Genomic DNA, 13753 nt, shown 5'->3' on the forward strand with positions numbered 1-13753 from the left:
TAAGAGAGGCGCCTGACGGGCATCAGCCCCAGTCAGGCGCCTCTTCGTCGCTCCTGGAAGAAGCCGAGCTCAGGAAAATGTTGCTGCGGAGGGCTGTCTACCGCGTCAGCGCGCTACGTTCCGCGCACGATGCAGGTCTTTGAATTTGAAGAGGACGCCGACGGCACGAGCAAGGCGGTTCAGGCTGCCCCTGTCGAACCCGTCCACGCGAGGGAGGAAGGTCAGGAGCGCGGCCGACGGGGTTGATCGCCGCGCGCCGCGTCCTTCTCCTTGATGCGCGCCGCTTCTTTCCGGACCTCGGCCTGGGTGGCGCGCTCCTTCTGCAGCCACTCGGGAAGGTCCCTCTTCAACGCGTCGATCTGCTCCGTGGTGAGGGCGTCCGTGATTCCGCCACGCGCGAGACCTGAGATGGAGATGCCCAGCTTCGCCGCGACTACCGGCCGCGGATGCGGGCCGTTGCGTCGCAGTTCCAGCAGCCACTCGGGTGGATCGGCCTGCAGCGCGTTCAACTCGCTGCGCGAGACGACACCCTCCTGGAACTCGGCGGGGGTGGCCTCGAGGTACACACCCAGCTTCTTTGCCGCGGTTGCGGGCTTCATCGTCTGGGCGGTCTGGTGCGACGTCATGGGTCAAGGGTATTCGAGCGTGTGCGCTACCTCCGACCACGACCGGTAACCTGGCTGAGTGACAGGCTCGGAAGTATCCCCTTCGTTCCGGCTGGCGTATGTCCCGGGAGTGACGCCCACGAAGTGGGTACGGATCTGGAACGAGCGGCTGCCCGAAGTCCCACTGAACCTCATCGCGGTCCCCGCCGCTGAGGCATTCGACGTGCTGCGGAGCGGCGGCGCCGACGCGGGTTTCGTGCGGTTGCCGATCGACCGGACGGACCTCAGCGCGATCCCCCTGTACTCCGAGACGACGGTGGTCGTGGTCCCGAAGGACCACGTCGTGGCAGCGGTCGACCAGGTGTCCGCTGAGGATCTTGCCGACGAAGTCGTGCTGCATCCCCTCGACGACGTCCTCGACTGGGAGCGTCTGCCGGGACGGCCCGCGATCGAGCGCCCCGCCACGACGGCGGATGCCATCGAACTGGTGGCGGCAGGAGTGGGACTACTCGTCGTCCCACAGTCACTCGCCCGCCTGCACCACCGTAAGGACCTCACGTATCGGCCGGTCTCGGACGCCCCCGAGTCGCGCATCGCACTGTCGTGGCCGCAGGACGAAACCACCGACCTGGTGGAGCAATTTATCGGGATCGTCCGCGGGCGGACCGTCAACAGCACACGTGGTCGCCCCCCGACCCCGGCACAGCCGAAGCGTAGGCGCTCCGATACGGGCGGCGCACAGCGGAAGCCCGCAGCCGGCAAGTCGGGCGGCAAGAGCCCACGGAGCGGTTCCGGCGGCCCCAAGGGCGCCAAGCGCGGCAAACCTCGCCGCCGGTCGTAGCCTCGGCGTCCCTCATCCGTGGATTCCGGGCAGAGCCTCCACCTGCGGATGGATCGGTCCGAGCAGGCATTGGGAGGCGTCGGCATGCTGGGCGGCGCCGACCTCGGCCTGCCGTACCACCGAAAACATCCACGCACACCGGCGGACGAGGGCCTGGCCGCGCTGCTACGGGGCCGGCGTGGTGCGGGCCGGGCGATAGATGGCTGTGGCGATTCGTACGACCGAGCGGATGAGCGGGGTGGTGTTGGCGCTGTTCCAGGCGATGACGAGGTGACTGGGTTGCGTGTCGGTCAAGGGGACCGCGGTGAGGCCTTCGGGCAGGGTGTGGGCGAGCGGTGTCAGCCCCACCGTGTTGTTCCACAGGACGGACTGGAGGCATTCATGGACTGTTCGGACGACGGGACCGTCACGACGTCGGCCGGCGTCCGACGGGCCCGTCCAGAAGGCCCGCCACACTGCGTCCGTGCCGTCTGGAAACTGGAACCATCGGCGGTCGGCGAGATCGTCCAGGTGCAGGTTGTCGCGGTCGGCAAGCGGGTCGTCGGCGCGTAGGACCACGCCGACCGGGTCCGAGCGCAGCACGCGGGTGGTGATGCCGGTGTCGTCGAACGGTGCCCGGGTCAGGGCCACGTCGACGAGGCCGGTCCGCAGTCCGGTGGTCGGGTCGGTCAGGTCGGCCTCGCGGATGCGGACACGTATGCCGGGGTGGTGTTGCCGGTAGGCAGCGGCCAGTCGTGTTCCGACCTGCTCGGCGCTGTCGGCGAGGGTGCCGACGGTCAGGGTGGCCGTACCGGCCGCGGCGGTCACTCGGGCACGCGCCTGGTCGGCCCGCGCCAGCAGTGTGCGTGCCTCGTCGTGGAGCAGGGCCCCGGCAGGGGTGAGGGCCACCCCCGTGGGGGAGCGGCGAAGCAGTTCGCAGCCGAGGTCGGTTTCCAGCTGCTTCATGGCCCGGCTCAGTGGAGGCTGGGTCATCTGGAGTCGCGCGGCGGCCCTGCCGAAGTGGAGTTCTTCGGCGACCGCCACGAAGTAGCGCAGCATGCGTAGCTCCATGACCAGCAACGATACCTGCACGGTATCGGGCGTGCGGGATCGGTCTTGGACGCCCCGGGGCGTCCCGCGATGGACTGGCGGCCCAACCCGATCTGCCGCCGTACGAGCCCGCTTGGCGGGCGGGATGTCGGCAGGTTGCGATCACCGCAATGCTGAGGAGTCGCCATGGCTGAACACGTGATGCCGGAGCCCGTCGTGCACATCGCGGGTGTTCAGGAGCTTGCCCGCGACGTGGTGGTCATCCCCGACCGGCGGGTGCAGCTCGTGCCGAACATCGGCATCATCGGCGGTCAGCATTCCGTTCTCGTCGTCGAGACCGGCATGGGCCCGCGTAACGCCGAGAAGGTGCTGGAGTTCGCGGCCGACTACGCCGCAGGGCGCAAGCTGTACCTGACCACGACGCATTTTCACCCGGAGCACGCGTTCGGGGCGCAGGTCTTCACCGGTGAGGCGACGTTCCTGGTCAACCGGGATCAGGCCGAGGACCTGAAGGGGAAGGGCCCGGGCTATCTCGATATGTTCCGAGGGCTCGGCGAGCCGGTCGCACGTCAGCTTGAGGGCGTAGAACTGGCGCAGGCCGATGTCGTCTACGACCAGGCGTACGACCTGGACCTGGGCGGCCGGGTGGTGCAGCTGAGGGCCACCGGCCGGGCACACAGCAGGGGCGACCAGGTGGTCAAGGTGCCGGACGCGGATCTCCTGTTCACCGGGGACCTCGTGGAAGCCGGGCAGTTCGCCATCTTCCCGTGGTTCCCGCCGCACGACACCGACGTTTCAGGAACCCGCTGGCTCGCGGTCATGCAGCGGCTGGCAGCCGAGGGCCCACGCGTCGTGGTGCCCGGCCATGGTGAGGTCGGTGGCCCGCAGCTGCTGGCAGACGTGCGCGACTACCTTCAGCTCCTGCGGGACGAGACGTGGGTCCGCCGCGAATCGACGGTCAGTGAGCAGACGATCGTCGAAGAGATCTCGGCTCTGATGATCCAGCGGCACCCGGAGTGGGTCGGCCGGGAGTGGATCGAGAAAGGTGTCGGGTGCCTGTGCTCCGAGCACCCCGCATGACGGGCCGCCAGTCCATGTCTGCCACGACGTCTGTCACGACCAGTGAAGGCTGCCAGATGCACGAGACGAACGACGCTGAGAGCACGCCGTCCACCGTGAGCAGGCGCGACCGCGGCATCGCGGCCTACGCCAGGATATTCGCCCTGCCCGAGCGGGATGTGCCTGCGGCCTTCGCCGAGCTCGTCGGACCGGAATTCGCCGAGGAGGCTCTCCAGGCCGCCGGCGGGGCCGGATGGTGGCACCCGGCGCTCACCGCACGGGACCGCAGCATCGCCATCATCACGGCTCTGACCTGCCAGGGTGTCGCCGACAAGCGCCTGCGCACCCACGTTCGGCTGGGTATGCGCCACGGACTTGACCAAGACGCACTCACCGCGCTGACCGCGCTGCTGGCCGGCTACATCGGATATCCGCGAGCCTCGATCACCATGGAAACCATCAAGGACGAATGCGCGCACACCGACAATTCGGTGCCGTAGCCGGCAGGGTTCCAACGGGCCGGGTCAGTTGTTCAATGCGGCCGCCACGACGGACCGGGCCTCCTCCTGTACGCGCGCCAGGTGGTCGGGTCCGAGGAACGACTCGGCGTACACCTTGTAGACGTCCTCGGTACCCGAGGGGCGTGCGGCGAACCAGGCGTTGGCGGTGGTCACCTTGATGCCACCGATGGCCGCCCCGTTGCCCGGAGCCTGCGTGAGCACAGAGGTGATCGCTTCCCCGGCAAGGGTGTCCGCCGTCACCTGGTCGGGAGAGAGACGGCTCAGTACGGCCTTCTCCTCGCGGGTCGCGGGGGCGTCGACACGGGCGTAGGCCGGTTCGCCGAACCGGGCGGTGAGCGACGCGTAGTGCTCGCTCGGCGTCCGAGCCGTCACGGCCAGAATCTCGGACGCGAGCAGGGCCAGGATGATGCCGTCCTTGTCGGTGGTCCACACCGAGCCGTCACGGCGCAGGAAGGAGGCCCCGGCGGACTCCTCACCGCCGAAGCCGAGGGTGCCGTCGGCCAGCCCGTCCACGAACCACTTGAAACCGACAGGCACTTCGATCAGCTCGCGGCCGAGGTCGGCCGCCACCCGGTCGATCATGCTCGACGACACCAGTGTCTTGCCGACACCGGCATCGTCGGGCCACTGGTCGCGGTGGGTGTAGAGGTAGGCGATGGCGGTGGCGAGATAGTGATTGGGGTTCATCAGTCCGCTGTCGGGGGTCACGATGCCATGCCGGTCGGCGTCGGCGTCGTTGCCGGTGGCGATCTGGAAGCGGTCGCGGCGCTCGATCAGCGACGCCATCGCGTAAGGGGAGGAGCAGTCCATCCGGATCTTGCCGTCCCAGTCCAGCGTCATGAACCGCCACGTGGGATCGGTGTACGGGTTGACGACAGTCAGGTCGAGGCGGTGCTCCTCGGCGATGCGGCCCCAGTACGCGACGGACGCGCCCCCCAGCGGATCGGCGCCGATGCGCACACCGGAGGCGCGCACGGCGTCCAGGTCGAGTACAGAAGGCAGATCTCGTACGTAGGCGCCGAGGAAGTCGTACCGTCCAGTGGTCGGCGCGGCCAGCGCCCTGGCGTAGGGCAGCCGCCGTACATCCTTCAGGCCGCCCGTGATGATCTCGTTGGCGCGCTCCTGGATCCAGCCGGTCGCCTCGGAACCGGCGGGTCCGCCGTTCGGAGGGTTGTACTTGAAGCCGCCGTCGGCCGGCGGATTGTGCGAGGGCGTAACCACCACGCCGTCGCCCAGGCCAGAGATGCGCCCTCGGTTGTGGGTGAGGATGGCGTGCGACACGGCCGGGGTGGGGGTGTAGCCGTCGGCGGTGTCGATGAGCACGGTGACGCCGTTCGCGGCGAAGACCTCCAGGGCGGTCACCCGGGCGGGTTCGGAGAGCGCATGGGTGTCGGCGCCGAGGAACAGAGGTCCGTCGGTTCCCTGCTGGGCCCGGTACTCGCAGATCGCCTGGCTGGTCGCGGTGATGTGGTCCTCGTTGAAGGCGGTGGCCAGCGAGGATCCTCGGTGTCCCGACGTGCCGAAGGCGACACGCTGGGCGGGTTCGGCCGGATCGGGGTGCAAGGCGTAGTACGCGGTCACCAGCCGAGGCACATCGATGAGGTCTTCCGGCCGTGCCGGCTGTCCCGCGCGCTCGTTCGGCATCCGTCCACTCCTTCGCATCGGTCGGTGCGATCAGTGCACGAGTCATGATCGCTTGTCGGTCGCATACCGTCCGGTTGCCCCTCCGCACGGATGTGCCGACGGACGTTCAAGTCGGGCATGCCCAGCGTGGGCCCGGGCATCCGCATCGCATGGCGACTCTCCGAAAGTTGGCCGATCCGCTGCCGGCCACCGTCACCGCCGTCGCCCCCGCTCCGCCGACAAGGCGGGCCTTGCCCTCGGCAAGCGCGTCGCGACCCACGCGCTGCGCAACGCAGGGCGGCTGTTCGGCGACCTGTGAGCCAGACGCCCACCATGCGGCGGCCGGGACCGGCATTGTGTCCCTCCCCTCGAGCCACGTTTGCGCGTTTGCGCGTGAGCCGACGCGGTTACGGACACGGGTGCTCCTCGCCCTTCGGCCCCCACTTGGTGCGTTCGTCGCCGCGCGCCACCGTGCCGCACAGCAGCTCGGTCGCCGGCTCGGCACTGCTGCCCCGGAGGACCGCAAGCAGCTTGTCCTCCGTCAGCCGTCCCCCGCCCGCCGCGCCGTGCGCGTCGATACGGCCGGTGGCGCCGTCGAAGCCCCCGCCCCCCAGGCCCTGGTAGAGCACGCCTTGCAGCAGCCCGCGGTCGAGGCGGTCGTCATGGCCGCCCGTGGTGCGCCAGGCCTGGTCGATGCCTTCGGCGAGATAGCGCAACGCGTCCCAGGCGAGCGCGACATGGCCGTCCTCGCGCATGGCCTTCGTCCTGGCGCTGTGGTCGCCGCCGTACGCACGGTCGTACGCGGCGAGGAAGGCCGCGGCCTCCGGGCTCCGTGCCGCCAGCGTGGGGGCGTAGCCGTGCGAGACGTAGAAGAGGGTGAGGCCCTTGAAGTCGTCCCAGGGGCGCTGCTCTTCCGTCAGCGTGTTGGTGACGTCGTCGCCGCCGAGCACGCTGATCTTTGGGCAGTCGCCGGAGATACGGGCGATCTCGGCCAGGAACAGCTGGAACTGGCTGGCCCGCGCCGACCACACCACCGCAGTCCGCGGCTCCTCACTCACGGCACGGCAGATCTCGCGGGCCAGGTCCTCCACGGTCGGCACGGGCCGCCCGCCGAGCGCACCCGGCACCGGTCCCGGTTCCGGTGCGTCGGTGGGGGTGTAGAGGAGTACGTCGGTGCGCCGCGGCCCGTACGAGGCACGGAAGGACGCGGCAAGGCTGTTGCTGTAGGCGTCGGTGGCGTCGGCGACGAGACTCACCCGGCGCGCCTTCTGCCCGCCCGTCGTCATCCCGGCGCTCGAAGCGAACGCCGCCATCAGCTCGGCGGCTCGCGCATCGGTGGGGGCCGTCTGGTAGTAGTGCTCGCCCTGGCGAAGGAGTTCATCGGCGGTGCCCGAGGTGCCGACCATCGGGATCCCGGCCTTGTCGAGGGCGCGTATCGCGTCGTACGTATTGCGGCGGCTCTGCCCGAAACCGACGACGCCCGCGATGGACGGATCGCTCGCGGCGAGCTCCGCGATCCGGTCGGCGACGGCGGGTGCGTCCTTGAAACGGTCACCCGCGTTGGCGGCGAGCACCCGCAGCGGGACGCGCTCGCCGGAACGCAGCGCCTGGGCGTTGATGTGCTGCTGTGCCAGCGCGATGCCGCGCAGCTCCGCCAACGTGCCGCCGCGCACCGGGTCTTCGGCGTCCTTGCCGCCGGTGAGGGGGCCGAAGTAGACGATGGTGCGGCGACCGGGGCGCGGGTCGTCGTCTGGCCGGCCCGCGAGTTCCTTGTCGACCTCCTCGTTCTGCCGCTCGATCTGCTGGAGCACGGCCCGTACGGCCTGCTCCGTGGGCTCCTTGCCGAAGCCGGCCGCGCCTTCGGCGACGCCGACGCACTGCCCGTCGGTGCCCAGGAAGGTGGAGCCCTGGCAGGGGTCGTCCTTTTCGCGGCTCATGACGTCCGGTACGAGGACGAGGCCGGCGGCGAGTGCGAGCGCGAGCGTTCCAATGCCGAGCACTCCGGCCACCTCGGCGCCCGGACCCCAGCGCGGCGACGGCGTGACCAGCGTAGGCCAGCGGCCGAGCCAGTAGATCGCCGCCTGGTCGTCCTCGGGTCCCTCGGCCACCGGCACGACGATGCCGGTCGGCTGGCCCGGCTCCATCCCGCGCCGCTCGATGTTGATCAGCTCGGCGCCGGCGAGGGCGAGGCCCGACGCTTCGATGTCGGGGATGCGCGAGGCCAGCGAGCGTACGCCGCCCGCCACCGCGAACACCGAGGTACAGCGCAAGTCCTCCATGGCGGAGCGGAGTTCACGCAGGAAGCGCTGGACGCGCGAGTCGGCGGGCCCTGCCTCGTCGAAGAGAAGCACGAAGCGGGATGTGCGGCGTCGCCGCCAGGGGTTGAAGAGACGGGTCCGGCACGCCTGGTCGAGATCGGCGAGCAGAGCGTGCATGAGCACTCGGTCCATGCGCTCCGGCTCATTGGCGGGCTCGCCGTGTACGAGGTCGAGTGCGGAGCGGAAGAAGTCGGTGGGCGGGCTGCCGTGCTGACGGCGCACCCACTCCGCGTACCAGCTGCGGCTGCGGGCCCGCCCGAGCATGCGGCGGTTGGCGCGCCAGCCGTAGAAGGCGCGCGGCAGCCGCTGGAAGAGCGGGCCGGCGATGAAGTTCCACAGCAGCTCGAGGAGCGTGCCGCCGCTGGCCTGGTCGCGGCCGCCGAGCCACCACAGGGTCTGGGCGGTACGGGACCAGTTGCGGTGCTCCGCGTAGCAGTGGTTGCGCAGCTCGGCGTGGCGGCGCTCCATGAGTCCTTCGATGGCGGGCGCGGTGACGACGGAGCGCAGCAACCGGTAGCTGTGCAGCCGTAGTTCACCGGTGCCGGGCGGCATGGTCTCGGCGAGCTGAAGGGTCAGATGCTCGAAGAGCTCGAGCGGCGGCGGGTCGGTCCCGTCCGGGATCTGTGGGATGTACGCGTGCGGGGCGAGGACCTCACTGCGGCCGCGCATCCGCGAGCGGAGCCCCGTGACGATCTGGCGTCCCGCATTGCCGCCGCCCGGCTCACTGAGCAGGACGACCGGCACTCTGCTGCGGCTGCGCCGCGGCTGTACGACCAGTTTGTCGAACGCGTCGATGAAGCGCTCGACGCCCGGATATGCCGGAATACGGCTTTGTGGATCCCCCGCAGTCATGAGCAGGCCCCCCCTTGTTCCCCCTGAGAAGCAAGGGTTATTCCCCTTGACTGCCATACGCAAGCCTAGAGTTGGATCATATGGCGGGCCCAATCCTGCGGGGGACGTCCCCGCCCTCCGCTCCCCGGCGCAGGCAGAGGGCCTCTACTTCACATCCGGAATGGCAACGACCACCAGGTGGCTCACACGTCTTCGCTCCCTTCCGTCCGGCGTGCGGCTGCCGAGCGGGAGCCCACCAGGAGCAGGCACAGCACCGCGACTCCGGCGACGGCTCCGGTGAGGAGCAGCAGTGGCCGTAGGGGGGCGGTGGCGGCGGGCTGGGTGTCGGGGGCGGCCTGCGCCTGGGCCGGTGCGGTTGAGGCGGCGGAGGGCGTCGGGGAGGCTGCGGACGGGGAGGGCGGGCGGGTACTGCTGCGGGGAGTGGCGGGCGGCGCGGCGGCGGACCTCTCGGCGTGTTGGTGCTGCGCGGTGGGCTCGTGCTCGTTCTGCGGCCGTGAGCCGACGGCTAGGCGGGCGTGTCGCCCTCCAGCCGGCGCAGCCGCTCGGCGTCGCAGGTCCGGGGGCAGGTGATGCACACCTCGGCAGGCCGGATCGTGTAGTAGAGGCAGCAGCCGAGTCGGGTACGGGTCGGGTACGGCTGTCCGTCGCGGCCCGCCAGCTGCCGGAAGTCGGCGCCACCGGGGAACGGCGGGATGGGACCGGGCAGCAGCTCCCCGGCTGACCGCATCGCCTGTTCCTCCTGCCCGAGCATGCGTCCGAGGTACCAGATGCCGGAGATCAGGTCGTCGCCGACCATGCCCCACAACGCCCGGGGCCCGCGCTGCAGTTGCGGGCCGATCGCGGCCAGTAGCGGCCGTACGTGGTCGGCGACCGCGGCGCGCAGCTCGGCGCGCAGCGCCTCCTCGCGCACCAGCACCCGCACCCCGGGGAGCCGGGCCGCCGGGTCGTCGGGGAGGCAGGCGAAGCTGCCGGAGACGACCTCGAACTCTCCGGTCACCAGGTCGATCCGTACATCCCGCGGGCGAATTCGCGGCACGCGCCGCTCCAGATACCATGCGCCGCTCATCAGCAGGCAGATGGACCAGAGGTAGTCGTGCAGCGCGCGGGATGCGGAGACGTCCGGACGGGCGGTGTGCTCGTAACGCTCCTGGATGCGCGCGGCCTCGGCCTCGATGAAGGCGTCGCGCAGTTCTGCACAGTCCGCCAGCTCCGCGCCGTCGACCCAGCCTTGGGCCGCCCCCGATCCGGGGGCGGTGACCTCTATGTGCAGCGACTCGCAGTGCGCGAAGAGGCGCCGGTAGGTCGCGGCGAGCAGAGCGGAGGCGCTCACGGCGGGTCCGACCACCGGGAAAGCCGGGGTCAGAGTCATCGGCACTCCTCAACCACATCGGACAGTGGGTACAGCAAGGCAAGGCTCACCTTACCTACATGGATCACGTCTGCAATCAAGCGGATCCCGTGGCGCGGCACCAGGTTGAAGGGTTAGGTATACCTAACTTAAGCTTGTCGATCATGTCCAAAAACGAGCCGGTCACCCACCCAAGTGGCCCATCCGCACGGCGGATCCCGCTACTCCTCGCCGGTCTCGGCGCGTTGACGCTGTGCGCCGCTCTGACCCTTGCCCCTGGGTGCCCGATCGGTACCGCTGTCCACCGTGGTCGACGCCCTCTTGAGCGACGGGCACGGCCGGGACGCCATCGTGGTCACCGGGCTCCGGCTGCCGCGTACCGTCGTCGGTCTGGCGGTCGGCGCCGCGCTCGGAGTCGCCGGGGCCCTGCTCGCCGTCCCCGCAACTCTTCGCTCGGAAGGGGTCTTTGCCCATGCGGCTCTACCTGCTCGCCCTCAACCCCACCGACTCGGTCACCGAAGGCTTCCTCCCCGCCGCCGCTCGGCTCGGCCTCGACGTCACCGTGCTCACCGACCAGCCCGAGGCCCACCGGCGCGTGTACCCGGACATCGAAATCCTGGAGTGCGACGTACGCGACTTCCGCACCGTCATCACTCGGATCGCGACCCACCACACCCCCGACGCGGTCTTCACCAACAGCGACCACCTGCAGACCCAGGCCGCCCTGGCCGCCGACTACTTCGGCCTCCCCGCCAAGAACTGGCAGGCAGCGCTGCGAGCCAAGGACAAGGCGCACATGCGCCGCCACCTCGCCGCCACAGGCGCCGATACCGTGTGGTCCACCGAACTCCCGGCCGACCAGGACCCGGGCTCGCTCGTCGCCCTCGACGTGCCGTACCCCTGCGTCGTCAAGCCGCGCGAGGGCGTGGCCAGTGAGGACGTCGTCCTGGTCGACGGCCCCGAGGACCTCGTGGTGCGCTGCAGGGAGATCCAGGCGCGGCGGCCGCAGACCGCGCTGGTCGTCGAGGAATATCTCGCCGGCGAGCTCTACACGCTGGAGACGCTCGGTGACGGCCGCATCCGCCATGTGCTCGGCGGGTTCCACACCAAGCTGTCCCCGCCCCCGTACTTCATCGAGGAGCGCCTCACCTTCGTCCCCGCGCATCCGGAGCCGATTGTCGAGCAGGTGCTGGCGCAGCTCGACGCGCTCGGAGTCGGGTTCGGCGCCTGCCACACCGAGTTCGTGGTGCACGACGGCCGCGCCCGCATCATCGAGGTGAACTACCGGGCCATCGGCGACCAGTGCGACCTGCTGCTGGCGCAGCTGCTGGACATTCCGCTCTTCGAGCACATCCTCCGTACGCATCTGGGCGAGCCGCTGCCCGCGGACCTCGGGGCGCGCACCGACGGCCGGGCCCTGCTCGAATATCCCTGCGCCGACCGTGCCGGGACGCTCAGCGTCGCCCCTGGCGCAGCCGATCTGACGGTGGACGGCGTCACGTTGACGTACCGGCCGCTGCGCGAGGTCGGCGAACGGCATGCGCTGTACGGCACGAACCGCGACTACGTCGGTATCCTCCGGGCCACCGGCACTGGCCAGGAGACGGTGGACCGGGTCGTGGCCGACTTCCTTGCCGCGCAGCGCTGGGAGATCGCCCCGTGACGGCGACAACCACAGCCCTGGAAACCGAGACGGACGACCTGCTGCTGCGCGTGCTCAGCGCGCTGCTGCGCGAGGACGTCGTGGGCCTTCGCACGCGCAGCACACAGGTCGAGCGGACCGACGGGCCGTGGCTGCGCCTGGACACCGGAGACGGCGACGCACTGCTGATGCCGGTTCGCGAGGACGGATTCCAGTGCGAGTCCGCCGCACGACTGCCCCTGCTGGAGCGGGAGTCCGACGGAGCCGAACTGACCAGCCCGGACGAGGCCCTGGCCGCGCTGCGCGCCCTCGCCGACCCCGCCGACCTCGGCGGCTTCTACGCCTTCGCCGAGGAATGCAGGCAGACCCTGGCCACCATACGGCTGCACGCCGAGTCGCACGACGAGGTCACCGCCCGGCTCACCGCCGGATACGGCACCGACCCCGCCGACTGGACCGGTCTCGGCGGAGCCCTGGCGCACGACACCCTCGCAGCCCACCTCGACCACCCGGTCTACCCGACCGCGCGCGGCCGCTCCGGCCTGACCGGGAACCAACTGCGCTCGTACGCACCCGAGTTCCACCCGCGCTTCGCGCTGCGCTGGCTCGCCCTGCCTCGGGAAGCGGTGACCATGCACCGCCCGGACGGCGACGCGGAACTGTTCGGCCTGTGGCCCTCGCCCGCTGTGATCGGGCTGCCGGAACTCGACGGCAGCCACATCGCCTTTCCCGTCCACCCGCTGACTCTCGGGGCACCACTGCGGGACGCGCTGCGTGCCACCGGCCTCGAGGACCGCGCGGTCCTGGCCGACCGACCGTACCTGGAGGCCGTACCGACCCTGTCGATGCGGACCGTGGCTCTCGCCTCGGACCCGGCCCTCCACCTCAAACTGCCGCTGGCCACCGCCACCCTGGGCCTGCGCAACCGACGTACCATCAAGCCCGGAACGCTGGTCGACGGCGCGGCGGGCCAACGCCTGCTGGAGACGGTGATCACCCGCGAGCCCCGCTTCCGGGACACCGTGCTGCACGCCGACGAGAGCCGCTTCGCGCACGCCGGACACGAACTCCTCGCCGTACTCTCCCGCCGCTACCCGGGGGGTCTCGACGAAGCCCTCGTCGTGCCGATGGCCGCGCTGCTGAGCCGGGCACCCGGTGGCCGACTGCTGATCGACCATCTCGCCGACCGCTTCTACGGCGGCGATCCGGCCGCTCTCCTCGACGCCGCCCTCACTCTGCTCTTCGACTGGCAGACCGCGCTCTTCGGCTATGGCATCGCGCTGGAGTCCCACCAGCAGAACATCTCGCTGGTGCTGGACGGGCACGCAGGCAACCCGCGCATCCGGCTGCTGCTGAAGGACAACGACGGGCCGCGCATCAACGCCGCCCGACTGCGCGAGACCCTCGGCGCGGACGCCCCGGACCCGGCTGAGTTCGACGACTCCCGCATCTTCGGTGAGAGCGACCGGCCGGTCACCGACCTGTTCAACACCGTCACCGTCCACCTGTGCGCGGGCGCGTACGCCTTCGGGCTCGCCAGGCACGGCCGCGCCCCGCTGGACCGGCTGCTGCGGCTCGTACGGGACCGGCTCACCGAGGCCGTCGACCGCCTGGGCACGGGCCCGGGCCGGCCCGGCGCCGTATTGCGGGCGCACGTGTTGGACGCGGACCGGCTGCCGGTGAAGGCAATGGTCACCGCGGGCACTCTCCTCACCAAGGAGCGCTCGGGCGCGGCCGACATCAACAAGCACTACACCACCGGTCCCAACTACCTGCTGCGGGGGGCGTGACCGGCGATGACCACCGTAACGCCCGAGAACCGGCTGACGGGTAACAGTGCCGGCAGCAGGCCGGAGTTCGGCCGCCGCCAGGTGCACGCCGTGGCCGCCTGCTATTTCGTGGCGTCCTTTGCCGC

Annotated in this window: 10 protein-coding genes and 1 pseudogene; 6 read left to right on the forward strand and 5 right to left on the reverse strand. The window is 70.5% G+C overall.

What is annotated here, in order from left to right; genetic code table 11:
• Positions 1-221: 221 nt before the first annotated feature.
• Positions 222-626 carry a DUF5997 family protein gene (locus ACH492_RS05695; protein ID WP_398983055.1) on the reverse strand — a complete coding sequence of 135 codons (405 nt, stop codon included), beginning with the start codon at positions 624-626 and terminating at the stop codon, positions 222-224.
• Positions 627-684: 58 nt separating this feature from the next.
• Here ACH492_RS05695 and ACH492_RS05700 point away from each other — a divergent pair, with 58 nt between their 5' ends.
• Positions 685-1446: a LysR substrate-binding domain-containing protein gene (locus tag ACH492_RS05700; RefSeq protein ID WP_398983057.1), complete on the forward strand. Its 762-nt coding sequence runs from the start codon at positions 685-687 to the stop codon at positions 1444-1446.
• 165 nt (positions 1447-1611) lie between these two features.
• Here the strand turns inward: ACH492_RS05700 and ACH492_RS05705 are convergent, their stop codons facing one another.
• The gene (locus ACH492_RS05705; protein ID WP_398983059.1) at positions 1612-2496 is read right to left on the reverse strand and encodes a LysR substrate-binding domain-containing protein; all 885 of its coding nucleotides are present in this window, start codon (positions 2494-2496) and stop codon (positions 1612-1614) included.
• A 165-nt stretch (positions 2497-2661) separates the two neighbouring features.
• Here ACH492_RS05705 and ACH492_RS05710 point away from each other — a divergent pair, with 165 nt between their 5' ends.
• A complete protein-coding gene (locus tag ACH492_RS05710) occupies positions 2662-3555 on the forward strand; it encodes an MBL fold metallo-hydrolase (protein ID WP_398983061.1) in 894 nt (297 codons plus the stop codon).
• 56 nt (positions 3556-3611) lie between these two features.
• Entirely contained in the window at positions 3612-4034 is a 423-nt protein-coding gene (locus ACH492_RS05715) for a carboxymuconolactone decarboxylase family protein (RefSeq protein ID WP_398983063.1), read from the forward strand.
• Between the two features lie 24 nt (positions 4035-4058).
• Here the strand turns inward: ACH492_RS05715 and pgm are convergent, their stop codons facing one another.
• The 3 genes from pgm to ACH492_RS05730 form a co-directional block, all read right to left on the reverse strand.
• Positions 4059-5699, reverse strand: coding sequence for a phosphoglucomutase (alpha-D-glucose-1,6-bisphosphate-dependent) (pgm, locus tag ACH492_RS05720; protein WP_398983065.1), 1641 nt, complete (start codon positions 5697-5699; stop codon positions 4059-4061).
• A 386-nt stretch (positions 5700-6085) separates the two neighbouring features.
• Complete coding sequence (locus tag ACH492_RS05725; protein ID WP_398983067.1) at positions 6086-8848, reverse strand: ABC transporter substrate-binding protein; 2763 nt, start codon at positions 8846-8848, stop codon at positions 6086-6088.
• Between the two features lie 505 nt (positions 8849-9353).
• On the reverse strand, positions 9354-10217 hold the full coding sequence (locus ACH492_RS05730) for a (2Fe-2S)-binding protein (RefSeq protein ID WP_398983069.1): 864 nt from the start codon (positions 10215-10217) through the stop codon (positions 9354-9356).
• 143 nt (positions 10218-10360) lie between these two features.
• Between ACH492_RS05730 and ACH492_RS05735 the strand changes: the two are divergent.
• The 3 genes and pseudogenes from ACH492_RS05735 to ACH492_RS05745 form a co-directional block, all read left to right on the forward strand.
• A pseudogene (locus ACH492_RS05735) lies at positions 10361-10646 on the forward strand (iron chelate uptake ABC transporter family permease subunit); the annotation flags it as partial.
• Positions 10647-10668: 22 nt separating this feature from the next.
• Positions 10669-11859, forward strand: a complete 1191-nt coding sequence (locus tag ACH492_RS05740) for an acetyl-CoA carboxylase biotin carboxylase subunit family protein (RefSeq protein WP_398983071.1) — start codon at positions 10669-10671, stop codon at positions 11857-11859.
• Entirely contained in the window at positions 11856-13628 is a 1773-nt protein-coding gene (locus ACH492_RS05745; protein WP_398983073.1) for an IucA/IucC family protein, read from the forward strand. Before ACH492_RS05740 ends, ACH492_RS05745 begins: the two co-directional genes overlap by 4 nt.
• The last annotated feature ends 125 nt before the right edge of the window (positions 13629-13753 follow it).

Origin of the sequence: Streptomyces sp. NPDC019443 (genome assembly GCF_044389785.1) — a bacterium.
Taxonomy (GTDB): domain Bacteria; phylum Actinomycetota; class Actinomycetes; order Streptomycetales; family Streptomycetaceae; genus Streptomyces.

What these genes read in the sequence shown, in the direction of transcription:
- ACH492_RS05715 (WP_398983063.1), top strand. Translation starts at nt 3,612, where the DNA reads ATGCACGAGACGAACGACGCTGAGAGCACGCCGTCCACCGTGAGCAGG.
- ACH492_RS05725 (WP_398983067.1), bottom strand. Translation starts at nt 8,848, where the DNA reads ATGACTGCGGGGGATCCACAAAGCCGTATTCCGGCATATCCGGGCGTC.
- ACH492_RS05710 (WP_398983061.1), top strand. Translation starts at nt 2,662, where the DNA reads ATGGCTGAACACGTGATGCCGGAGCCCGTCGTGCACATCGCGGGTGTT.
- pgm (WP_398983065.1), bottom strand. Translation starts at nt 5,699, where the DNA reads ATGCCGAACGAGCGCGCGGGACAGCCGGCACGGCCGGAAGACCTCATC.
- ACH492_RS05740 (WP_398983071.1), top strand. Translation starts at nt 10,669, where the DNA reads ATGCGGCTCTACCTGCTCGCCCTCAACCCCACCGACTCGGTCACCGAA.
- ACH492_RS05695 (WP_398983055.1), bottom strand. Translation starts at nt 626, where the DNA reads ATGACGTCGCACCAGACCGCCCAGACGATGAAGCCCGCAACCGCGGCA.
- ACH492_RS05705 (WP_398983059.1), bottom strand. Translation starts at nt 2,496, where the DNA reads ATGGAGCTACGCATGCTGCGCTACTTCGTGGCGGTCGCCGAAGAACTC.
- ACH492_RS05730 (WP_398983069.1), bottom strand. Translation starts at nt 10,217, where the DNA reads ATGACTCTGACCCCGGCTTTCCCGGTGGTCGGACCCGCCGTGAGCGCC.